The sequence below is a fragment of the Burkholderia sp. BCC0397 genome (assembly GCF_902832865.1).
Lineage (GTDB): Bacteria > Pseudomonadota > Gammaproteobacteria > Burkholderiales > Burkholderiaceae > Burkholderia.
Genome location: NZ_CADFDL010000002.1, coordinates 659,155 through 680,346 on the forward strand (window position 1 = coordinate 659,155; position 21,192 = coordinate 680,346).

The 21,192-nt window shown below is 68.9% G+C and carries 18 protein-coding genes and 1 tRNA gene; 13 read left to right on the top strand and 6 right to left on the bottom strand.

Annotated features, from left to right (window positions below; translation table 11 throughout):
- The first annotated feature begins 5 nt into the window (after nt 1-5).
- Nucleotides 6-1,484, top strand: coding sequence for a deoxyribodipyrimidine photo-lyase (locus HWX03_RS07850; RefSeq protein ID WP_175870901.1), 1,479 nt, complete (start codon nt 6-8; stop codon nt 1,482-1,484).
- Nucleotides 1,485-1,506: 22 nt separating this feature from the next.
- Here the strand turns inward: HWX03_RS07850 and HWX03_RS37210 are convergent, their stop codons facing one another.
- The 3 genes from HWX03_RS37210 to HWX03_RS07860 form a co-directional block, all read right to left on the bottom strand.
- Complete coding sequence (locus tag HWX03_RS37210) at nt 1,507-1,629, bottom strand: hypothetical protein (RefSeq protein ID WP_006478335.1); 123 nt, start codon at nt 1,627-1,629, stop codon at nt 1,507-1,509.
- Complete coding sequence (locus HWX03_RS07855; protein WP_244132603.1) at nt 1,620-2,849, bottom strand: MFS transporter; 1,230 nt, start codon at nt 2,847-2,849, stop codon at nt 1,620-1,622. Before HWX03_RS07855 ends, HWX03_RS37210 begins: the two co-directional genes overlap by 10 nt.
- Nucleotides 2,850-3,014: 165 nt before the next feature.
- Entirely contained in the window at nt 3,015-3,956 is a 942-nt protein-coding gene (locus HWX03_RS07860; RefSeq protein WP_175870902.1) for a LysR substrate-binding domain-containing protein, read from the bottom strand.
- 283 nt (nt 3,957-4,239) lie between these two features.
- Between HWX03_RS07860 and HWX03_RS07865 the strand changes: the two genes are divergently transcribed.
- Both HWX03_RS07865 and HWX03_RS07870 read left to right on the top strand, forming a co-directional pair.
- Nucleotides 4,240-5,280 carry an alpha/beta fold hydrolase gene (locus tag HWX03_RS07865; RefSeq protein WP_175870903.1) on the top strand — a complete coding sequence of 347 codons (1,041 nt, stop codon included), beginning with the start codon at nt 4,240-4,242 and terminating at the stop codon, nt 5,278-5,280.
- Between the two features lie 130 nt (nt 5,281-5,410).
- Complete coding sequence (locus tag HWX03_RS07870) at nt 5,411-6,166, top strand: 4'-phosphopantetheinyl transferase superfamily protein (RefSeq protein ID WP_175870904.1); 756 nt, start codon at nt 5,411-5,413, stop codon at nt 6,164-6,166.
- A gap of 21 nt (nt 6,167-6,187) precedes the next feature.
- Here the strand turns inward: HWX03_RS07870 and HWX03_RS07875 are convergent, their stop codons facing one another.
- On the bottom strand, nt 6,188-7,108 hold the full coding sequence (locus HWX03_RS07875; protein WP_175870905.1) for a glutamate/aspartate ABC transporter substrate-binding protein: 921 nt from the start codon (nt 7,106-7,108) through the stop codon (nt 6,188-6,190).
- A gap of 212 nt (nt 7,109-7,320) precedes the next feature.
- Here HWX03_RS07875 and hutH point away from each other — a divergent pair, with 212 nt between their 5' ends.
- The 10 genes from hutH (at nt 7,321) to HWX03_RS07925 (ending at nt 19,883) form a co-directional block, all read left to right on the top strand.
- Entirely contained in the window at nt 7,321-8,844 is a 1,524-nt protein-coding gene (gene hutH / locus HWX03_RS07880) for a histidine ammonia-lyase (RefSeq protein ID WP_175819494.1), read from the top strand.
- Nucleotides 8,845-8,848: 4 nt separating this feature from the next.
- Nucleotides 8,849-9,544, top strand: a complete 696-nt coding sequence (hutC, locus tag HWX03_RS07885) for a histidine utilization repressor (protein ID WP_174387840.1) — start codon at nt 8,849-8,851, stop codon at nt 9,542-9,544.
- 39 nt (nt 9,545-9,583) lie between these two features.
- On the top strand, nt 9,584-11,272 hold the full coding sequence (gene hutU, locus HWX03_RS07890; RefSeq protein WP_175819495.1) for a urocanate hydratase: 1,689 nt from the start codon (nt 9,584-9,586) through the stop codon (nt 11,270-11,272).
- 2 nt (nt 11,273-11,274) lie between these two features.
- Nucleotides 11,275-11,886 (top strand): HutD family protein, encoded by a 612-nt coding sequence (locus tag HWX03_RS07895; protein WP_175870906.1) that lies wholly within the window; start codon nt 11,275-11,277, stop codon nt 11,884-11,886.
- A 4-nt stretch (nt 11,887-11,890) separates the two neighbouring features.
- Entirely contained in the window at nt 11,891-13,114 is a 1,224-nt protein-coding gene (gene hutI / locus HWX03_RS07900; RefSeq protein WP_175870907.1) for an imidazolonepropionase, read from the top strand.
- Nucleotides 13,115-13,323: 209 nt separating this feature from the next.
- Nucleotides 13,324-14,700 (top strand): formimidoylglutamate deiminase, encoded by a 1,377-nt coding sequence (locus HWX03_RS07905; RefSeq protein WP_175870908.1) that lies wholly within the window; start codon nt 13,324-13,326, stop codon nt 14,698-14,700.
- A gap of 59 nt (nt 14,701-14,759) precedes the next feature.
- A complete protein-coding gene (hutG, locus tag HWX03_RS07910) occupies nt 14,760-15,557 on the top strand; it encodes an N-formylglutamate deformylase (protein WP_175870909.1) in 798 nt (265 codons plus the stop codon).
- Nucleotides 15,558-16,298: 741 nt separating this feature from the next.
- The gene (locus HWX03_RS07915) at nt 16,299-17,111 is read left to right on the top strand and encodes a gamma-glutamyl-gamma-aminobutyrate hydrolase family protein (RefSeq protein WP_175870910.1); all 813 of its coding nucleotides are present in this window, start codon (nt 16,299-16,301) and stop codon (nt 17,109-17,111) included.
- Nucleotides 17,112-17,122: 11 nt separating this feature from the next.
- A complete protein-coding gene (locus HWX03_RS07920) occupies nt 17,123-18,460 on the top strand; it encodes a glutamine synthetase family protein (protein ID WP_175819500.1) in 1,338 nt (445 codons plus the stop codon).
- A 28-nt stretch (nt 18,461-18,488) separates the two neighbouring features.
- Entirely contained in the window at nt 18,489-19,883 is a 1,395-nt protein-coding gene (locus HWX03_RS07925) for an aspartate aminotransferase family protein (RefSeq protein ID WP_175870911.1), read from the top strand.
- A 154-nt stretch (nt 19,884-20,037) separates the two neighbouring features.
- Here HWX03_RS07925 and HWX03_RS07930 read toward each other — a convergent pair.
- A tRNA-Val gene (locus HWX03_RS07930) sits at nt 20,038-20,112 on the bottom strand.
- Between the two features lie 98 nt (nt 20,113-20,210).
- Nucleotides 20,211-21,113, bottom strand: a complete 903-nt coding sequence (locus HWX03_RS07935) for a LysR family transcriptional regulator (protein ID WP_175870912.1) — start codon at nt 21,111-21,113, stop codon at nt 20,211-20,213.
- Nucleotides 21,114-21,192 lie beyond the last annotated feature (79 nt).

Here is a 21,192-nt window from a genome sequence, read left to right on the forward strand (position 1 = left end):
TGCCCGTGCCTGCCCAGCCGTCCGTTGCCCCCGCGATCGTCTGGTTCCGCGACGATCTGCGCGTGACCGATCAGCCCGCGCTGACGCGTGCGGTCGAATCCGGCCGGCCGCTCGTCTGCGTCTTCGTCGACGACACGGGCGCCGGCGCCAGGCCCGCGCTCGGCGGGGCGGCACGCTGGTGGCTGCACGGGTCGCTGGCAGGGCTCGACACCGCGCTCGCGCGGCATGGCGGGCGCTTGCTGCTGTTGCGCGGCGACGCGCAGCGCGAGATCGAGCGACTCGTTCGTGACACGGGCGCGGCGGCCGTGTACTGGAACCGCCGCTATGCGCAGCCGCAGCGCGACGCCGACGCGGCGCTTAAGGCGTCGCTCAAGGCGCGCGGCGTGACGGTCGAGAGCAGCAACGGCAGCCTGTTGAACGAGCCGTGGGAGGTGCTGACGGGCAGCGGCGGGCCGTACCAGGTGTTCACCGCGTACTGGCGCGCGGCGCGCCGCGATCGCACGGTCGCCGCGCCGCTGCCGGCACCCGGGCGGATCGCGTTTCATCCATGGCCGCAAGCCGTGCGCGACCGCGCGCTGGCGCTCGACGCGCTCGCGTTGCGTCCGCATGCGCCGGACTGGGCCGGCGGCCTGCGCGATGCGTGGCCGGCGCCCGACGAAGCCGGCGCGCACGTGCAACTCGACACGTTTCTGACGACGTCGCTCGCCGGCTATGCGGAGGCGCGCGACCGGCCCGACCGCCCGACGACGAGCCGGCTGTCGCCGTTCCTGCGCTTCGGCAACGTGTCGCCGCGACAGGTGTGGCATGCGGTGCAGGGCGCCGCGAGCGCAGGCGGCGCGGCATACGCGGCACACGCCGACAAATTCCTGAGCGAGCTCGGCTGGCGTGAATTCAGCTACATGCTGCTGTATCACTTCCCGTCGCTCGCGACCGACAACTTCCGCGCGCCATTCGATGCGATGCCGTGGCGCGACGATCCCGCCGCGTTACGTGCGTGGCAGCGCGGGCGGACCGGCTACCCGCTCGTCGATGCGGGCCTGCGCGAGCTGTGGACGACCGGCTGGATGCATAACCGCGTGCGGATGGTCGTCGCGTCGTTCCTGATCAAGCATCTGCTGATCGACTGGCGCGCGGGCGAAGCGTGGTTCCGCGACACGCTGGTCGACGCCGATCCGGCGAACAACGCGGCGAGCTGGCAATGGGTGGCCGGCTGCGGAGCCGACGCCGCGCCGTATTTCCGCATCTTCAATCCGGTCGCGCAGGGGCAGAAGTTCGACCCGGACGGCGCGTACGTGCGGCGCTGGGTGCCCGAGCTTGGCGGCCTCGACAACGCGTCGATCCATGCACCGTGGGAAGCGTCGCCGCTGGCGCTCGACGCGGCCGGCGTACGGCTCGGCGTCGACTACCCGGCGCCGCTCGTCGAGCACGCGGCCGCGCGCGCCCGTGCGCTCGATGCGCTGGCCGCGTTGCCGAAGCGCCGATGACCGTCCGCTCCGGTTTGCCGCATCAATTGCAGAACGCAACGTGCTCGAGCAGCGCGTACGCGACGCCCGAATCGAAGTAGGCCGCGCCGCACCACGCGACGAACGCGAGCGTGCCGGCGGCCAGCGCCGCGCGGATCATGCCCATGCCGCGCTGCCCGATGCCGGGCGCGCGACGCGCGCGTCGTCGATCGGCAGGTGCAGCAGCGCCGCGAGCACGCCGAGCGCGATCGAGCCGATCCACAGCGGCATGTACGAATGCGTCGCGTCGTACACGAGCGCACCGAGCCACACGCCGAAGAAGCTGCCGAGCTGGTGCCCGAAGAACACGAAGCCGAACAGCGTCGCGATGTAGCGCACGCCGAACACCTGCGAGATCACGCCGTTCGTCAGCGGCACCGTGCCGAGCCATGTGAACCCCATCACGGCCGCGAACACGTAGACGCTCGCGGGCGACAGCGGCGCGGCGACGAACGCGGCCATCGCGAGCGCGCGCACGAGGTACAGCACCGACAGCACGTACTTGCGCCGCAGCAGCCCGCCGAGATGGCCGCACGCATAGGTGCCGGCCACGTTGGTCAGCGCGATCAGCGCGAGTGCGACGCTCGCGTGGCGCGCCGGCAGCCCGTGGTCGAGCAGGTACGCGGGCAGGTGCGTCGCGATGAACGCGAGCTGGAAGCCGCACGCGAAGAAGCCCGCGTTCAGTAGCCAGAAGCCGCGATGCGCGAACGCCTCGCGCACGGCTTCGCCGATCGACTGCTCGGGGCCGGCGGCGGCGGCGGCCTGCGCGGGCCGGTCGCGCAGCAGCACGGCGAGCGGCGCGAGCAGCGCGGCGACGAGCGCCAGCGCGATGAACGCGTGCCGCCAGCCGATACCGCCGATCAGTTCCTGTGCGACGGGCACCATGCAGAACTGGCCGAGCCCGCCGATCGCGCCGGCGACCCCGAGCGCCCAGCCGCGCCGGTCGGGCGGGAACAGGCGGCTCAGCGCGCCGTAGATCGACGCGAACGCCGAGCCCGACAGCGCGATGCCGATCACGAGCCCGGCGCCGACCGTGAACAGGCCGGTCGTGGCCGCCTGCGCCATCGTGACGAGCCCGACCGCGTACAGCAGCATGCCGGCGACGATCACGCGCACCGAGCCGAAGCGGTCGGCGACCATCCCGGTGAACGGCTGCGCGACGCCCCAGATCAGGTTCTGCAGCGCCAGCGCGAGCCCGAACGCCTCGCGCGACCAGCCGTGGTCGAGCGAGACGGGCGCGAGGAACAGGCCCTGCACGTGGCGGATGCCGAGCGCGGCGCCCATGATCAGGCCGCCTGCCAGCACGGGCAGCCAGCGGCGCCGGACTTCCTGCTCGATCGGGGTCATGCGTGTCTCCGGATGAAGGCGCGCGGCGAAACGGCCGCGCTCGATCCGATTAGACGAGCGGGGCCGCTGTCGCTCAAGCGATCATTCGGTCAGGTTGGCATGCGTGCGGGGAATGCGAAGGGATGACGGCGCCCGGCCGCGGTCACGCGCATCCGCACAGTCGGCTCAGGCCGACGTCGTATCGTGCGCGTGCATCGCCGCATCGCATTCGGCCGCTTCGGCGAGCATCCAGTCGCGCACGTCGGCGACTTCGCGGCGCGGGGCCGGATCGTGCTGGAACAGCCAGTAGCCGTACGTTTGCGACAGCGTCTGCGTGTGCGGCCCGAGCACCGCGAGCCGGCCGTCGGCGAGCATCGGCGCGACGAGCGCGAGCCGGCCGAGCGCGATGCCCTGGCCCGCGATCGCGGCCTGGATCACCTGATCGTACTGGTTGAAGCGCAGCACGCCTTTCGGGCGCGCGTCGCCGAGCCCGGCCGCGTGCAGGTGCGCGTGCCACTGCAGCTGCGGCTGCGGCGGGCCGTCGAATTCGAGCAGCACGTGATCGGCGATCGCCGCCGCGCTCGTGACCGGCCGCGCGGCGAGCGCGGGATGCGCGACCGGCACGACGATCTCGTCGAACAGGCGCAGCGCACCGGCCGGCGCACGGTCGCGCGGGCAGTAGCGGATGCCGAGGTCGATGCCTTCGGCGCGCAAATCGAGTACCTTGTCGTTCGCGGCGACGCGCAGGTCGATCCCGGGCAGCCTCGCCTGCAGCCGCCCGAGCCGCGGCAGCAGCCACAGCGCGGTCACGCCGATGCTGGCGGTGATCGTCACGGGCTGGCGCTCGCGCGCGGCGGCGAGCGACGCGACGGTGTCCTGCAGGCTGTGCAGCGCCGCATCGGCGACGCGGAACAGCCGCTCGCCTTCCGGCGTGAACGCGATCTTCCGGTAGCCGCGCTGCAGCAACGTCACGCCGAGATGCGCTTCGAGCGCATGGACCTGGCGGCTGACCGCCGACTGCGTGACGCACAGGTCCTGCGCGGCGAGCGTGATGCTCATGCGGCGGCCGACGGCGACGAAACCGCGGACGAGGTCGAGCGACGGGAGACGGACGAGTGGCGTTGACATGCGCGTGACTCATGCGAACGGAGCAGCAAGATTGGTTGAGAACGCGGTACGCGTCAAGTTCAATGGAGGCGGGTGGATCGCGGAGGAAGGGGCTGAATAAGCGCTGAAGCGCTAACCGGGACCGACGGCGATGCATGGGGTCCGAGTGAGGGCTAAAGCGCCAATCCGGACCGACCGCGAAGCATGGGACCCCAGTAAGCGCTAAAGCGCTAACTGGGGTCGACAGCGATGCATGGGGTCCGAGTAAGCGCTGAAGCGCTAACTCGGACCGACAGGAGACACGATGACGATTTCGAACGAGGAAAGCGGGGCGGCGCAGGGCAGTCACGCGGCGGGCGCGTTGCCGCCCGAACCCGTGACGCTGCGCGCGGCCGACGGCTACGCATTGCGCGGCCATGTCTGGCGCCATCGCGGCGGCGGCGCCGTGCGGCCCGTGACGGTCATCAATTGCGCGACGTCGGTGCGCTGCGACTACTACTTTCGTTTCGCGGCCTGGCTGTTCGCGCAGGGGCGCGACGTGCTCGTCTACGACTATCGCGGCATCGGCGGGTCGCGCCCGGCGCAGCTCGCGAAGCTGCGCGCGAACTGGCTCGACTGGGGGCGGCTCGATTGCGAAGCCGCGCTGCATTACGCGCGCGACGCGTTTCCGGGCCAGCCGCTCGATGTGGTCGCGCACAGCATCGGCGGCTGCGTGCTCGGCCTCGCGGCATCGAACGTGCACGTGCGGCATGCGGTGACCGTTGGCGCGCAGTATGCGTACTGGCGCGATTACCTGCCGGCCGAACGGCGCCGCATGTGGTGGAAGTGGCATGTCGCGATGCCCGCGCTCGCGGCCGTGTTCGGCTACGTGCCCGCGAAGCGGCTCGGCTGGATGGAGGACACGCCGCGCGGTATCGCGCTGTCGTGGGCGCGTGCGCAGCCGCGTTTCGAGGATGGCTACATCGGCAGCGTGCTCGACGACGGCGCGGCGAGCCGCGCCGCGTTGCCGGCGCGCTTCGCGGGGCTGTCGGGGCCGATGCTCGCGATCGGCCTCGACGACGACGCGTTCGGCACGGTCGACGCGATCGAGCGGCTGGTCGGCTACTACACGGGCAGCAACGTCACGCATCTGCGGATCGCGCCAGCCGACATCGGCGTCGACGCGATCGGCCATTTCGCGTTTTTCCACAGCCGCTTCACCGACACGCTCTGGCCCGTCGCGCTGTACTGGCTGCAACACGGCGTGCTGCCGGCCGATGCGCCGGGTGCCGTGCATGCGCTGCACCCGGCGTCGCGCGGGCGGCTGACGGGGAGCGGCGTGCCGGGCATGGCCGCGAACGGATGATCCGACGTAGACGAACACAACGCGCTATCCCTGTTTGCTTCCCGATCCTGCGGCAGCGGCAGCGGCCGCAGGCTGGCGCGATCGATTAACATCGGACGTTTCGTTTGACAGCACAGGCTGCCGCGCGCCGATGTCCATTCCTTCCGATTCCGCTTCTCCCGTTGCAACGCCCCGCGCGTGGCGCGTGCAAGCACTCGACGTGCCGCCCGCCGCGGCGCGCGCCGGCGTGCGGATCGCGCGCGTCGATTTCGACTGGCGCGTGCCGCTCGTGTCGCCCGCGTATGCGGCGCTGAGCGATGACGAGCGCGCACGCGCCGCACGCTTCCTGCGGCACGAGGATGCGGTACGCAGCGCCGCGACGCGCGCCGCGCTGCGCGACGTGCTCGGCGCGGCGCTCGGCATCGCACCGCACGCGGTCGCGATCGTCGTCGACGCATCGGGGCGGCCGTCGCTGGACCGCGCGCATCGCGCGTCGCTCGACTTCAACGTATCGCACGCGGGCGATCATGCGCTGCTCGCGTGGGCGCCGGCGGGCCGCGTCGGCGTCGATATCGAGGGCTGCAACCGCGCGGCCGACTGGCGTGCGCTGACGCGTGAAGTGTGCGCACCCGCCGAGGTCGCGTATCTCGACGGCCTGCCGCCCGGCGTGCGCGAGGGCGAATTCATGCGGGTGTGGTCCGCGAAGGAGGCGCTGCTGAAGGCGCTCGGCACCGGCATCGTCGGCGGGCTGCGCGCGTTCGCGGTCGTGCCGCCGCGCGCCGCGGCGACGCCCGCGACGACGATCGTCGAGCCGGCCGCGCCTGCCGCCGGCGTCGCGGCGTTCGACGCGGCGTGGCTCGACGCGGCGCCCGGCTACGCGGCGTGCGTCGCATGGACGCGCGCGTAGGCCGGGATCGACGCGCGGCGCTTACTCGAGCGGCGCGTCGTTCGGTGCCGCATAGCGCGCCTTGATCACGTCGCTCATCGGGAAGTCGAACGACAGCCCTTTCGGCGGCACCGGCTTCATGAACCACTTGTCGTACAGTGCGTTGATCTCGCCGCTTTTCATCAGCTGCACGAGCACGCCGTCGACGAGCGCCTTGAACTGCGGATCGTCCTTGCGCAGCATGAACCCGTAGGCTTCCGACGATTGCGGCGTGCCGACGAGCTGCCAGTCGGCCGGTTTCGCGGCGAGCTGGCGCACGCCCGCGAGCAGCACGTCGTCCATCATGTACGCGGCCGCGCGGCCCGATTCGAGCGTGAGGCGTCCTTCGCCGTAGTCCTTCGCGCTGATGATCTGCATGTTCATCTTCTTTTCCTCGTTCATCTTGCGCAGCAGGCGTTCGGACGTCGTGCCCTGGTTCGTCACGACCGTCTTGCCGGCGAGATCGGGGAAGTCGCGGATGCCCGAGCTCGTGCGTGTGAGCAGGCGCGTCGTCGCGACGAAGAAGGTGGTCGAGAACGCGACCTGCGCGTGACGCGCGGCGAGGTTGGTGGTCACCCCGCATTCGAGATCGACGGTGCCGTTTTGCACGAGCGGAATGCGGTTCTGCGACGTGACCGGAATGAAGCGCACCTGCAGGTCGGGCTTGCCGGTGCGCGCCTTCACCGCGGCGATCACGCGGTCGCACAGGTCCTGCGAGAAGCCGATGACCTTGCCGCCTGCATCGACATAGGAGAACGGCACCGACGTTTCGCGATGGCCGATCGAAATCAGGTTGCTCTGCCGGATCTTCTCGAGCGTGCCGGACAGCGGCTCCGCGGCGACGGATGCGCCGCACGCGAACGCGCATGCGGCGACGAGCAGGGGGCGGCCGACGCGGGCGGCGAATCGTGACGGGAAAGGCATGGTGGTCTCCGAGGCGAATGGTGATCCGTATGTTGCCAAATACAAAATAATTGCAACATCTGTTAATGCCCGGGTCCGCCGGGCAAGTCGGGCGGGCCATGCCGGACATCAGGGAAATTCCCGAGCCGGAATTATGAAAAACGGGTTGTCTAGACAAGTTGGCGTGGCTACACTTCAATCCATTCCGAACTTGTCTAGACAGGATTGCTCACATGATTACGTTGACCCCCGGCCGCCTGACCCTCCCGCAACTGCGCCGGATCGCACGCGAATCCGTGCAACTGAAGCTCGACCCGGCGAGTTTCGCGAAGATCGACGCGGGCGCGAAGGCCGTCGCCGACATCGCCGCAAAGGGCGAGCCGGCCTACGGCATCAACACGGGCTTCGGCCGCCTGGCGAGCACCCACATCCCGCACGACCAGCTCGAACTGCTGCAGAAGAACCTGGTGCTGTCGCACGCGGTCGGCGTCGGCGAGCCGATGGCGCGCTCGTCGGTGCGCCTGCTGATGGCGCTGAAGCTGTCGAGCCTCGGTCGCGGCCATTCGGGCATCCGTCGTGAAGTGATGGACGCGCTGATCACGCTGTTCAACGCCGACGTGCTGCCGCTGATCCCGGTGAAGGGCTCGGTCGGCGCATCGGGCGACCTCGCGCCGCTCGCGCACATGTCGGCTGCGCTGCTCGGCGTCGGCGAAGTGTTCATCCGCGGCGAACGTGCGAGCGCGCTCGACGGTCTGCGCGTCGCGGGCCTCGCGCCGCTGACGTTGCAGGCGAAGGAAGGCCTGGCGCTCTTGAACGGCACGCAGGCATCGACCGCGCTGGCGCTCGACAACATGTTCGCGATCGAAGACCTGTACCGCACCGCGCTCGTCGCGGGTGCGCTGTCGGTCGACGCGGCAGCCGGTTCGGTGAAGCCGTTCGATGCACGCATCCACGAACTGCGCGGCCATCAAGGCCAGATCGACGCCGCCGCGTCGTACCGCGAGCTGCTCGAAGGCTCGCCGATCAACCAGTCGCACCGCGACTGCGACAAGGTTCAGGACCCGTACAGCCTGCGCTGCCAGCCGCAGGTGATGGGCGCGTGCCTGGACCAGATGCGCCATGCGGCCGACGTGCTGCTGATCGAAGCGAACGCCGTGTCGGACAACCCGCTGATCTTCCCGGATACCGGCGAAGTGCTGTCGGGCGGCAACTTCCACGCTGAACCCGTCGCGTTCGCGGCCGACAACCTCGCGCTCGCCGCGGCGGAAATCGGCGCGCTGGCCGAGCGCCGCATCGCGCTGCTGATCGATGCGACGCTGTCGGGCCTGCCCCCGTTCCTCGTGCGGGACGGCGGCGTGAACTCCGGCTTCATGATCGCGCACGTGACGGCGGCCGCCCTCGCGTCGGAAAACAAGACGCTCGCGCACCCGGCGTCGGTCGACTCGCTGCCGACTTCCGCGAACCAGGAAGACCACGTGTCGATGGCGACGTTCGCCGCGCGCAAGCTCGCCGACATCGCGGACAATACGAAGCACATCCTTGCGATCGAACTGCTGGCCGCCGCGCAGGGCGTCGACCTGCGCGCGCCGTACCACACGAGCCCGAAGCTGGCGCCGGTGATGGAAACGATCCGCGGCCAGGTCGCGCACTACGAACTCGACCACTACTTCGCGCCGGACATCGCGGTGATCGCGAAGCTGGTCGGCGAGCGCGCGTTCGCGAAGGTCGCGCCGTTCTCGTTCGCATCGGAACAGTAAGCCGATGAGCGCGCCGGTCTACCAGGAGATCAAGGATTTCATCCTGGGCCGCATCCACGCCGGCGAGTGGGAGGAGGGCGACCAGGTGCCGTCCGAGAACGAGCTGGCGCGCGAGTTCAAGGTGGCGCGCATGACCGTCAACCGCGCGCTGCGCGAGTTGACGGCCGAGCAGGTGCTCACGCGCATGAAGGGCGCGGGCACCTACGTCGCGCGGCCGAAGTACGAGTCGACGCTGGTGGCGATCCGCAGCATCTCGGAAGAGGTCGGCGCACGCGGGCATGCATACCACGCCAGCGTGCTCGGGCTCGACACGATCCGCGCCGACGATGCCCTCGCCGACGAGATGCAGGTGGCCGTGCGCACGAAGCTGTTTCATTCGCAGGTGCTGCACTTTGAGAACGACGAGCCGGTACAGCTCGAAGAACGATGGGTGAATCCGGCGGTCGCGCCGGATTACGCGGAGCAGGATTTCACGAACACGACGCCGAACCTGTACCTGATGCGCGCGGCACCGCTGCAGCGCGTCGAGTACCGGATCGAAGCGGCGGCGCCGGCGCCGGAGCGGCGCGAGCAGCTGCGGATGGACGACGTCGAGCCGTGTCTGGTTTTACATCGGCGCACCTGGTCGCAGGGCGTCGTCGCCTCGGTGGCGAATCTGTGGCATCCCGGCAGCCGTTATCGCTTCACCGGGCATTTCTGATTCCTTATTGATCTTCACTTTCCTTCGGGAGCAGTCGTCATGAACCATCCGAAACACATCGATCCCCGTCTCGATCCGACGCGCACGATCCGCGCGCCGCGCGGCAGCGAGAAGACCTGCAAGACCTGGCTGGCCGAAGCGGCCTACCGGATGATCCAGAACAACCTCGATCCGGAAGTCGCCGAGCATCCGCATGCGCTCGTCGTGTACGGCGGCATCGGCCGCGCGGCGCGCAACTGGGAATGCTACGACCAGATCCTCGCGTCGCTGAAGGATCTCGAAGAAAACGAAACGCTGCTGATCCAGTCGGGCAAGCCGGTCGGCGTGTTCCGCACGCACAAGGATGCGCCGCGCGTGCTGCTCGCGAACTCGAACCTGGTGCCGCACTGGGCGAACTGGGATCACTTCCACGAGCTCGACCGCAAGGGCCTGATGATGTACGGCCAGATGACGGCCGGCAGCTGGATCTACATCGGCAGCCAGGGCATCGTGCAGGGCACCTACGAAACGTTCTTCTCGGTCGCGAACCAGCACTTCAACGGCGATCCGTCGGGCCGCTGGATCCTGACGGGTGGCCTCGGCGGGATGGGCGGCGCGCAGCCGCTCGCGGCGACGATGGCCGGCTTCTCGATGATCGCGGTCGAATGCGACGAGACGCGCATCGACTTCCGCCTGAAGACGCGCTACGTCGACAAGAAGGCGACGACGCTCGACGAAGCGCTCGGCATGATCGAGGAAGCGAAGCGCACCGGCAAGCCGGTGTCGATCGGCCTGCTCGGCAACGCGGCCGACGTATTCGCGGAATGCGTCGAGCGCGGCATCACGCCGGACTGCGTGACCGACCAGACGAGCGCGCACGACCCGATCAACGGCTACCTGCCGCAAGGGTGGACCGTCGCGCAATGGCGCGAAGCGCAGAAGGTCGATCCGCAGAGCATCGTGAAGGTCGCGAAGCAGTCGATGGCCGTCCAGGTGCGCGCAATGCTGGCGCTGCAGGAGCGCGGCGCGGCGACGCTCGACTACGGCAACAACATTCGCCAGATGGCGCTGGAAATGGGCGTCGAGAACGCGTTCGACTTCCCCGGCTTCGTGCCGGCGTACATCCGCCCGCTGTTCTGCGAAGGCAAGGGCCCGTTCCGCTGGGTCGCGCTGTCGGGCGATCCGGAAGACATCTACAAGACCGACCAGAAGGTGAAGGAGCTGATCCCCGACGATCCGCACCTGCACAACTGGCTCGACATGGCGCGTGAGCGCATCGCGTTCCAGGGCCTGCCGGCACGGATCTGCTGGGTCGGCGTGAAGGATCGCTACCGCCTCGGCCAGGCGTTCAACGAGATGGTGAAGAACGGCGAACTGAAGGCCCCGATCGTGATCGGCCGCGACCACCTCGATACCGGTTCGGTCGCGAGCCCGAACCGCGAGACGGAATCGATGAAGGACGGTTCGGACGCCGTCAGCGACTGGCCGCTGCTCAATGCGCTGCTGAACACCGCAGGCGGTGCATCGTGGGTGTCGCTGCACCATGGCGGCGGCGTCGGCATGGGCTTCTCGCAGCACTCGGGGGTCGTGATCGTCGCCGACGGCACCGCCGACGCGCACGAGCGTCTCGGCCGCGTGCTGCTGAACGATCCGGCGACGGGCGTGATGCGCCATGCGGATGCCGGCTACGAACTCGCGCAGCAGACGGCCCGCGAAGCCGGCCTGAAGCTGCCGATGCTCGGCCGCTGAGCATGACGGCGCTCGACCACGCGCCGGTGAACGCCACGATGATCCGCGCGGCGGATCTCGTTGCGTCGCCGTGGAAGAACGGCGGCGGCGTGACGCGCGAAATCGGCGCGTTCCCGCCGGGCGCCGCGCTCGACGCGTTCGCGTGGCGCGTGAGCGTCGCGGACGTCGGCACGGCCGGGCCGTTCTCGCGTTTCGACGGCGTCGACCGCACGCTCGTGCTGCTGTCGGGCGCGGGCATGACGCTCGCCGAAGCGGGCGGCACGCGGCATGTGCTCGACGCACCGCTGGCCCGTGCGGATTTCGCGGGCGAGACGGCGATCGACGCGACGCTGCACGACGGCGCGACGCGCGACTTCAACCTGATGACGCGCCGTTCGGCCGCGCGCGGGTCGGTCGACGTGTGGCCCGAGGGCACGCACCGCATCGAGCGCGCCGACACCGTACTGCTGTTCTGCGCAACGGGCGCGGTCGGTGTCGAGATCGACGGCGCGCACTACGCGCTGCAGGAAATGGACACGTTGCGGCTCGACGGGCCGCGGCGTGCGTTTGACGTCGTCGTGAGCGGAGGCGGCGCGCTGCTCGCCGTCTCGCTCACCGTCGGCGAACGAGACTGAACGCATGAAACCGACTGTCTGGCATCACCTGAGGCTGTGTCCGCACGGCCATCCCGACGAGACGATCGACGACGCGGCGATCGCCGTCGACGAAACCGGCGCGATCGCGTGGCTCGGCGTGTTGTCCGCGCTGCCGCACGGTTATGCGCACTGGCGGCGCGAGGACCTGCACGGCGCGTGGGTGACGCCGGGCCTCGTCGACTGCCATACGCACCTCGTGTACGGCGGCACGCGCGCCGACGAGTTCGCGCAGCGCCTCGCGGGCGTCAGCTACGAGGAAATCGCGCGGCAGGGCGGCGGGATCGTGTCGACGGTGCGCGCGACGCGCGCGGCCGACGAGACGACGCTGTTCGTGCAGGCCGCCGCGCGGCTGCAGCCGCTGCTCGCCGAAGGCGTGACCGCGATCGAGATCAAGTCGGGCTACGGGCTCGATCTGGCGAGCGAGCGCAAGATGCTGCGCGTCGCGCGCCAGCTCGGCGAGCGCTTCCCGGTCACCGTCTACACGACCTTCCTCGGCGCGCATGCGCTGCCGCCCGAATATGCGGGGCGCGCGGATGCATACATCGACGAAGTGTGCGACCGGATGCTGCCGACGCTGGCCGATGAAGGGCTCGTCGACGCGGTCGATGTGTTCTGCGAACGCATCGGCTTTTCGCTCGCGCAGACCGAGCGCGTGTTCGAGGCCGCGACGCGGCGCGGGCTGCCGGTGAAGCTGCATGCGGAGCAATTGTCGAATGCGGGCGGGACGGCGCTCGCCGCGCGTTACCGCGCGCTGTCCGCCGACCACCTCGAATTTCTCGACGAAGCCGGCATCGAGGCGATGAAGGCCGCCGGCACGGTCGCCGTGCTGCTGCCCGGCGCGTACTACTTCATCCGCGAAACGCAACTGCCGCCGATCGAGCTGCTGCGCAAGCACGGCGTGCCGATCGCGCTCGCGACTGATCACAACCCCGGCACGTCGCCGCTCGAATCGCTGCTGCTGACGCTGAACATGGGCTGCACGCTGTTCCGCATGACGGTGCCCGAGGTGCTGCAGGGCGTCACGCGCCATGCGGCCGCGGCGCTCGGCCGCGCGGATCGCCACGGCGCACTCGAGGTCGGTCGCCAGGCCGATTTCGCCGCCTGGTCGGTCGGCTCGCTGGCCGAGCTGGCGTACTGGATCGGCCGGCCGCTGTGCGAGCAGGTCGTACGCGGCGGCACGACCGTGTTCCGCCGGATGAACGGATAAGTTTCGCGACGGATCGGGCCGGGTCGTGACGGACCCGGCCCGGCCGACGCTTTGCATGGGACCGGACCCGGCGCGCAACGGCGCCCTCCGGTCGATCGCCGCGAGGCTGGCGCTGGGCGCGACGCGCGCGCCTGCCGGCCGCGGCACCGGGCCGGACGAGACGCTGACGTTGACGTTGACGCGCTTGATCCGGCCGATGAGGACTCGCAATGACCGATACCCTGTTGTTCGCGGACCATGCCTACCTGCCCGATGGCTGGCGCCGCAACGTGCTGCTGCGCTGGGACGCAACCGGCTCGCTGACCGACGTGACGCCCGACACCGACGCACCGGCAGGCGTCGCGCGCGCGGCCGGCCCGGTGCTGCCCGGCATGCCGAACCTGCATTCGCACGCGTTCCAGCGCGCGATGGCGGGGCTCACCGAATACCGCGCGAATCCTGCCGACAGCTTCTGGAGCTGGCGCGACCTGATGTACCGCTTCGCGCTGAAGATCACGCCGGACGCGCTCGCGGCGATTGCACGCTGGCTGTATGTCGAGATGCTCAAGTGCGGCTACACGTCGGTGTGCGAATTCCACTACGTGCATCACGCGCAGGACGGCTCGCGCTATCCGCAGATCGCGGAGCTCGGCACGCGCGTGATCGATGCCGCGCGCGCGGCCGGCATCGGCATCACGATGCTGCCCGTGTCGTACCAGTTCGCCGGCTTCGGGAACAAGCCGCCGCGCGACGACCAGCGTCGCTTCATCAACACGCCCGACGGCGTGCTCGAACTGCTCGACGCGATGCGTCGCGTGGCCCCCGAGCACGGCGGCCTGCGCTACGGCGTCGCGCCGCATTCGCTGCGCGCGGTGTCCGAGAACGGGCTGCGTGTGCTGCTCGACGGGCTGCCCGACGATGCGCCGGTGCATATCCACATCGCCGAGCAGACGGCCGAAGTCGACGACTGCGTGCGTGCCTACGGCGCACGCCCCGTACAATGGCTGCTCGATCGCTTCGACGTCGATGCGCGCTGGTGCCTCGTGCACGCGACGCACGTCGACGCGGCCGAGACGGCGGCGCTCGCGAAGCGTCGCGCGGTCGCCGGGCTGTGCCTGACGACCGAAGCGAACCTCGGCGACGGCGTGTTCCCGGCCGTCGACTATCTCGCGCAAGGCGGCGTGATCGGCGTCGGCTCGGACAGCCACGCATCGGTCGAGTGGCGCTCGGAGCTGCGCCTGCTCGAATACGGGCAGCGGCTCGTGCACCGTGCGCGCAACGTGCTGGCGAGCGACACGCAGGCGCACGTCGCCGATCGCCTGTTCGATGCGTCGCTCGCGGGCGGCGCGCAGGCGAGCGGGCGGCGCATCGGTGCGCTGCGCGCAGGCTGTCGCGCCGACTGGCTCGTGCTCGATCCCGATCATCCGGCGATCGCCGAACACGGCAGCGCCGCATGGCTGTCGGGCATCGTGTTCGCCGAGCACGGCGAGACGCCGGTGCTCGACGTCTACACGGGCGGCGAGCGCGTCGTGAGCGGCCGCCGCCATCGCGACGAAGCCGCCGCGTATGCCGACTACCGCGCCGCGCTGGCGCAACTGCTGCGCTGACGCGCGGCAACCGGCGCGCGCCGCATGCGTGCGCCGGCCGACTTTTACGGTGATGCGACATGACTGAACAACCGGCTGTATTCACGCTGAAGCAGGGCACGCTGCCGCTGCTGATCTCGATTCCGCACGCAGGCACGCACATTCCCGACGACATCGCCGCGACGATGACGCCCGATGCGCGCTTCGTCGACGATTGCGACTGGCATCTCGAGCGGCTGTACGGCTTCGCGGCCGATCTCGGCGCATCGATCCTCGTGCCGTCGCATGCGCGTTACGTCGTGGACCTGAACCGTCCGCCCGACAACGAGAACCTGTATCCGGGGCAGGACACGACGGGGCTCGTGCCGGTCGATACGTTCGACAAGGCGCCGTTGTATCCGGCGAACGCGCTGCCCGGCAACGACGAGATCATGCGTCGCCGCGATCGTTACTGGCTGCCGTATCACGACGCGCTGCAACGCGAGATCGCGCGCCTGAAGGGCGAACACGGCCGCGTGCTCGTGTGGGAAGCGCATTCGATCCGCTCGCACGTGCCGCGTTTCTTCGACGGCCGCCTGCCGGATTTCAACTTCGGCACGTCGGGCGGCGCGAGCGCGGCGCCCGGTCTCGCGGAGGCGCTGGCCGCACGCGTGCTCGCACACGGCGGCTATACGGCCGTCGCGAACGGGCGCTTCAAGGGTGGCTACATCACGCGCCACTACGGCGTGCCCGAGACCGGCGTCGAGGCCGTGCAGCTCGAACTGTCGCAGATCACCTACATGGAAGAGACGCGCCCGTACACGTACGACGAGGCACGTGCAGCGCGGATCGTGCCGCTGCTGCAGACGCTCGTCGAAACCGCACTCGCGCATCGCTGAGCACGGGCCGCGGCTATGCGGCGGCGCGGCGCGACGGTGCGTCCCGCCCCGTCGGCATGTAGCAGGCAAGTTGGTGCAATGCACAAAACGGCATCGATCCGCGCGATCGATGCCGTTTTTTTTCGTCTGATCGATGTCGTCATCGGCACCTGAAAATTTGACGCAATTTTTAAGTGATATAAGCTGAATGTCAGGAAGTCGTCACGCGCGTACCGGCGGCGAGGCCATCGACGATGGTCGGACTGCGCCGGAATCCGTTGCGAGACATCTTGCTGACGTGTCGCCACGCGGCATTGCGACACGTGTCCTGCCTCCATCAGTCAGTCGAGTACGATCGTGAAAGCCGCCAGCCCTTCGATACGCCGGACGCGAAGTCCGTCGGCGGGCGCGCCGCCTCAGGCCGGGCCGAACCGGCATGCTGATCGCGGCACGCGCGCCGCCCCGTTACGCGAGCCTCGCTTCTTTGCCATTTCCCATCGCGGCCCGCGCCGCTTCAATCTCGTGACCGTGCACCTGTTCAGCGCGGTGCAGTGCGACGGCAGCGCATCGTTGTTGCCCTAGCGTCCCTTTCCGCTTCCGTCCCGGGCCGCACCGCCTGTTGCCGCAGCATTCGTGCGGCAGGATCGCGCATGCGCTGGCGTTTGCGCTTGCGTTGCGCGATGGCGTGCGCGTGCGGCGCACCCGAGAACCTGCATCGTTGTGCGCGCGAGCGTGTCGCGCGCCATCACCGGAGAGACGCCGATGCGTGCGCGACCGATCGTAGCCGTTACCGCCGACCGCATCCTGCGCGGTGCGCATCCGAACCACACGGCGGGCGAGAAGTACGTCGCCGCCGTCGTCGACGGCGCCGGTGCGCTGGCGTTCGTGCTGCCCGCGTTCGGCGCGCGGCAGCCGGCCGACGCGATCGTCGCGGCAATCGACGGGCTGCTGTTGACCGGCAGCTATTCGAACGTCGAGCCGCATCATTACGGCGGCGCCGCGAGCGCGCCCGATACGCTGCACGATCCGGCGCGCGATGCGACCGCGTTGCCGCTGATCCGCGCGGCGATCGACGCGGGCGTGCCCGTGCTCGCGATCTGCCGCGGCATGCAGGAGCTGAACGTCGCGTATGGCGGCACGCTGTATCAGCGGCTGCATGCGACGGCCGGCTTCGACGACCATCGCGAACGGCCGGGCGACCCGCTCGAACGGCAGTACGGTCCCGCGCACGTCGTGCAGTTCGCGCCCGGCGGCCTGCTGCAGCGGGTTGCGCGCGGCGCGCACGAGGCGACGGTCAATTCGCTGCACGACCAGGGCATCGCACGCCTGGGCGCGGGGCTCGCGATCGAAGCGAGTGCGCCCGACGGACTGGTCGAGGCCGTCAGCGTGCGCGGCGCGCGTGCGTTCGCGCTGGGCGTGCAGTGGCATCCCGAGTGGCGCTACGCGGAGCAGCCGCTGTCGCGCGACATCTTCGCGGCATTCGGCGCGGCGTGCCGCGCGCACATGACGCACCGCATTCATGCGGCCGGCGGCGCGACGCCGTCGCCGGCCGCATCCGACATCGACATCGACTGACGAGGCCGATCATGCAACCCGAACTGAGCGAATTCCTGCGACAGCACCGCATCACCGAAGTCGAGGCGATCATTCCCGACATGGCCGGCATCGCGCGCGGCAAGATCATTCCGCGCAACAAATTCGAATCCGGCGAATCGATGCGGCTGCCGCAGGCCGTAATGGTGCAGACCGTCACCGGGGACTATCCGGAAGACGGCACGCTGACCGGCGTGACCGATCCCGACATGGTGTGCGTGCCCGACACGTCGACGATCTGCCTGATCCCGTGGGCGGTCGATCCGACCGCGCAGGTGATCCACGATTGCGTGCATTTCGACGGCTCGCCGGTCGAGATCTCGCCACGCTATGTGCTGCGCCGCGTGCTCGACCTGTACGAGGCGAAGGGCTGGAAGCCCGTGGTGGCGCCCGAGCTGGAGTTCTATCTGGTCGACGTGAACGCCGATCCCGATCTGCCGCTGCGTCCGCCCGTCGGCCGTACGGGGCGGGCCGAAACGGGCCGCCAGTCGTATTCGATCGAGGCCGTCAACGAGTTCGATCCGCTGTTCGAGGACATCTACGAGTACTGCGAAATGCAGGGCCTCGATATCGAGACGCTGATTCATGAAGTCGGCGCCGCGCAGATGGAGATCAACTTCGTGCACGGCGACGCGCTGCCGCTGGCCGACCAGGTGTTCCTGTTCAAGCGCACGGTGCGCGAGGCCGCGCTGCGCCACAACATGTATGCGACGTTCATGGCCAAGCCGATGGAAAACGAGCCGGGTTCCGCGATGCACATTCATCAGAGCCTCGCGGATATGCGCACCGGGCGCAACCTGTTCGCCGACGAAAACGGCGCCGTGTCGCCGCTGTTCCACAGCTATCTGGCGGGGCTGCAGAAGTACACGCCGGCGCTGATGCCGATCTTCGCGCCGTACATCAATTCGTACCGCCGCCTGTCGCGCTTCATGGCCGCGCCGATCAACGTGCAGTGGGGCTACGACAACCGTACGGTCGGGTTCCGTATCCCACAGTCGACGCCTGTCGCGCGACGCATCGAGAACCGGATTCCGGGCGTCGACTGCAACCCGTACCTCGCGTTCGCGGCGACGCTCGCCGCCGGCTATCTCGGCATGACGCAACAGCTCGCGCCGACCGAGCCGATCGCATCGGACGGCTACGACCTGCCGTACCAGCTGCCGCGCAATCTCGAGGAAGGCATCTCGCTGATGGCCGCGTGCGAACCGCTCGCCGGCATCCTTGGCGACAAGTTCGTGAAGGCTTACCTGGCGCTGAAGGAAACCGAATACGAAGCGTTCTTCCGCGTGATCAGCTCGTGGGAACGCAGGCATCTGCTGCTGCACGTGTAAGCGTGCGGCGCTGTTTGACGGAGAAAACATGACCGATAGAAACGAAGCTTTTTCGCCGCACTCGACCGCCGATTTTCGCGCCCTTGACGCCGCGCACCACATCCATCCGTTCTCGGACATGGGCGCGCTCAATCGCGCCGGCAGCCGCGTGATCGTCAAGGCCGACGGCGTCTACCTGTGGGACTCGGACGGCAACAAGGTGATCGACGGGATGGCCGGTCTGTGGTGCGTGAACGTCGGCTACGGCCGCAAGGAACTCGCCGACGCCGCGTATCGCCAGTTGCAGGAACTGCCGTTCTACAACACCTTCTTCAAGACCACGCACCCGCCGGTGATCGAGCTTTCCGCGATGCTCGCGGAAGTGACGCCCGCCGGCTTCAACCACTTCTTCTACTGCAATAGCGGTTCGGAAGGCAACGACACCGTGCTGCGCCTCGTGCATCAATACTGGCGCGTGCAGGGCAAGCCGCAGAAGAAGTACGTGATCTCGCGCAAGAACGGCTACCACGGCTCGACGATCGCAGGCGGCACGCTCGGCGGGATGGGCTACATGCACGAGCAGATGCCGTCGAAAGTCGAGCACATCGTGCACATCGACCAGCCGTATTTCTTCGGCGAAGCGCAGCCGGGCGAGACACCGGAAGCGTTCGGCCTCGCGCGTGCGCAGCAGCTCGAAGCGAAGATTCTCGAACTCGGCGCGGAGAACGTCGCGGCGTTCATCGGCGAGCCGTTCCAGGGCGCGGGCGGCGTGATCTTCCCGCCGTCGACATATTGGCCGGAAATCCAGCGGATCTGCCGCAAGTACGACATCCTGCTGGTCGCCGACGAAGTGATCGGCGGGTTCGGGCGCACCGGCGAATGGTTCGCGCACCAGCACTTCGGCTTCGAGCCGGACCTGATCACGATGGCGAAGGGCCTCACGTCAGGCTACGTGCCGATGGGCGCGGTCGGCATTCACGAGCGCATCGCGCGCCCGATCATCGACAACGGCGAATTCAATCACGGCCTCACGTACTCGGGGCACCCGGTGGCGGCGGCGGTCGCGGTCGCGAACCTGAAGCTGCTGCGCGACGAAGGGATCGTCGAGCGCGTGAAGACCGATATCGGCCCATATTTCCAGCGCCGGCTGCGCGACGCGCTGGGCGACCATCCGATCGTCGGGGAGATTGCGGGAGCGGGGCTGGTCGCCGGCGTTCAGCTGGCGCGCGACCGGCACCGGCGCGAGCGCTTCGGCGCGGACGTCGATGTCGGCACGATCTGCCGCGACTTCTGCTTCAACGGCAACCTGATCATGCGCGCGACCGGCGACCGGATGCTGCTGTCGCCGCCGCTCGTGATCCGCGAGGCGGAGGTCGACGAGATCGTCGACAAGGCGAAGCGCGCGTTCGACGCGACGGCGGATCGGGTGGGGCTGGCACGGTAGTGATGCGCGACGCCTCGATCGCATGCGGTCGACGCGTTGCTGCTCGCCGCGCTCGATCACGCGCGCAAGGAGCCGGGCAGGGGAGGCAGGCCGCAGAAGTAAGGCCGCAAAACGAAAAGGGCCTGCGTCGTGAGACGCAGGCCCTTGAATTCTTTGGTGGGCGGTACTGGGATCGAACCAGTGACCCCTGCCGTGTGAAGGCAGTGCTCTACCGCTGAGCTAACCGCCCAAAGAAGAATTAAATTATGTCAGAGCTTTTGGGATTCGTAAAGCACTTTCTGCAAATTTTTTCAGATAGCCGCAAGCACCGGTTCGCGAGCCAGGTGCTCAGCCCGTGAGCGCAGGCAGCGCGTCGATCGATGCGCGCACGTAGCCGGCAAAGCGCAGCGCGACCGGTTCGGCGGTGCCGCTGCGTTTCAACGCGAGCGTGCGCGATTCGAGCGACGCATCCTTGAGCGCCAGGAACGCGAGCCGGTCGCTTTTCGCCTGCTGCAGCACGCGCGGCACCAGCGCGATGCCCATCCCGAACTCGATCATCGACAGGATCGTCTGCCACAGCCGCGCCTCGTGGCGGATCAGCGGACTGAATCCCGCGTTCACGCACTGCGCGATGATCAGGTCGTGATAGTGCGGCGCGGCGTCGCGCGGAAACAGGATGAATGGTTCCGTCGCGAGCGCGGCGAGCGCGACCTGCGTGCGCCGCGCGAGCGGATGCGCGGCCGGCAGGCAGCACACGAACGGTTCCGCATAGACGGGCACCGATTCGACCTCGGGCGGGAAGTGGCCCCAGTGCGCATAGCCGAGATCGATCTGGCCGCGCTGGATCGCCTGCACCTGCGCGTGCGTGTTCATCTCGCTCAGCACGACCTCGACGCCCGGATAGTCGGCCTCGAAGCGCCGCACCGCGTCGGGCAGCCCGCGATACAGCATCGAATGGACGAAGCCGATCCGCAGCCGGCCCGCGAGACCCGACGCGGAGCGCACCGTCAGGCGCTCGGCTTCGACCGCCTGCAGCAGCAGCCGGCGCGCTTCGCCGAGCAGCACCTCGCCCGCATTGGTCAGCGCGACGGTCTTGTTGGTGCGCGAGAAGAGCTGCACGCCGAGCGCGTCCTCGAACTTGCGGATGTCGAAACTCAGCGCCGGCTGCGAGATGAACAGGCGCTTCGCCGCGCGCCCGAAATGCAGCTCCTCGGCGACCGCCACGAAGTAGCGCAACTGCCTCAGTTCCACGGTGTTTCCTCCCGGCGTCGGCGTCGGCATCGATAAGCGATATCTATCGTACCGGATAAATCCTGTATTGGACGCTTAT

Excerpts from the sequence above, each read along its gene's own strand:
- HWX03_RS07875 (WP_175870905.1), bottom strand. The coding sequence starts at position 7,108 with ATGCCTTTCCCGTCACGATTCGCCGCCCGCGTCGGCCGCCCCCTGCTC.
- hutG (WP_175870909.1), top strand. The coding sequence starts at position 14,760 with ATGACTGAACAACCGGCTGTATTCACGCTGAAGCAGGGCACGCTGCCG.
- HWX03_RS07895 (WP_175870906.1), top strand. The coding sequence starts at position 11,275 with ATGACGGCGCTCGACCACGCGCCGGTGAACGCCACGATGATCCGCGCG.
- HWX03_RS07865 (WP_175870903.1), top strand. The coding sequence starts at position 4,240 with ATGACGATTTCGAACGAGGAAAGCGGGGCGGCGCAGGGCAGTCACGCG.
- HWX03_RS07860 (WP_175870902.1), bottom strand. The coding sequence starts at position 3,956 with ATGTCAACGCCACTCGTCCGTCTCCCGTCGCTCGACCTCGTCCGCGGT.
- HWX03_RS07855 (WP_244132603.1), bottom strand. The coding sequence starts at position 2,849 with ATGACCCCGATCGAGCAGGAAGTCCGGCGCCGCTGGCTGCCCGTGCTG.
- HWX03_RS07905 (WP_175870908.1), top strand. The coding sequence starts at position 13,324 with ATGACCGATACCCTGTTGTTCGCGGACCATGCCTACCTGCCCGATGGC.
- HWX03_RS07870 (WP_175870904.1), top strand. The coding sequence starts at position 5,411 with ATGTCCATTCCTTCCGATTCCGCTTCTCCCGTTGCAACGCCCCGCGCG.
- hutC (WP_174387840.1), top strand. The coding sequence starts at position 8,849 with ATGAGCGCGCCGGTCTACCAGGAGATCAAGGATTTCATCCTGGGCCGC.
- HWX03_RS07915 (WP_175870910.1), top strand. The coding sequence starts at position 16,299 with ATGCGTGCGCGACCGATCGTAGCCGTTACCGCCGACCGCATCCTGCGC.
- hutU (WP_175819495.1), top strand. The coding sequence starts at position 9,584 with ATGAACCATCCGAAACACATCGATCCCCGTCTCGATCCGACGCGCACG.
- hutH (WP_175819494.1), top strand. The coding sequence starts at position 7,321 with ATGATTACGTTGACCCCCGGCCGCCTGACCCTCCCGCAACTGCGCCGG.
- HWX03_RS37210 (WP_006478335.1), bottom strand. The coding sequence starts at position 1,629 with ATGGGCATGATCCGCGCGGCGCTGGCCGCCGGCACGCTCGCGTTCGTC.
- HWX03_RS07925 (WP_175870911.1), top strand. The coding sequence starts at position 18,489 with ATGACCGATAGAAACGAAGCTTTTTCGCCGCACTCGACCGCCGATTTT.
- hutI (WP_175870907.1), top strand. The coding sequence starts at position 11,891 with ATGAAACCGACTGTCTGGCATCACCTGAGGCTGTGTCCGCACGGCCAT.
- HWX03_RS07920 (WP_175819500.1), top strand. The coding sequence starts at position 17,123 with ATGCAACCCGAACTGAGCGAATTCCTGCGACAGCACCGCATCACCGAA.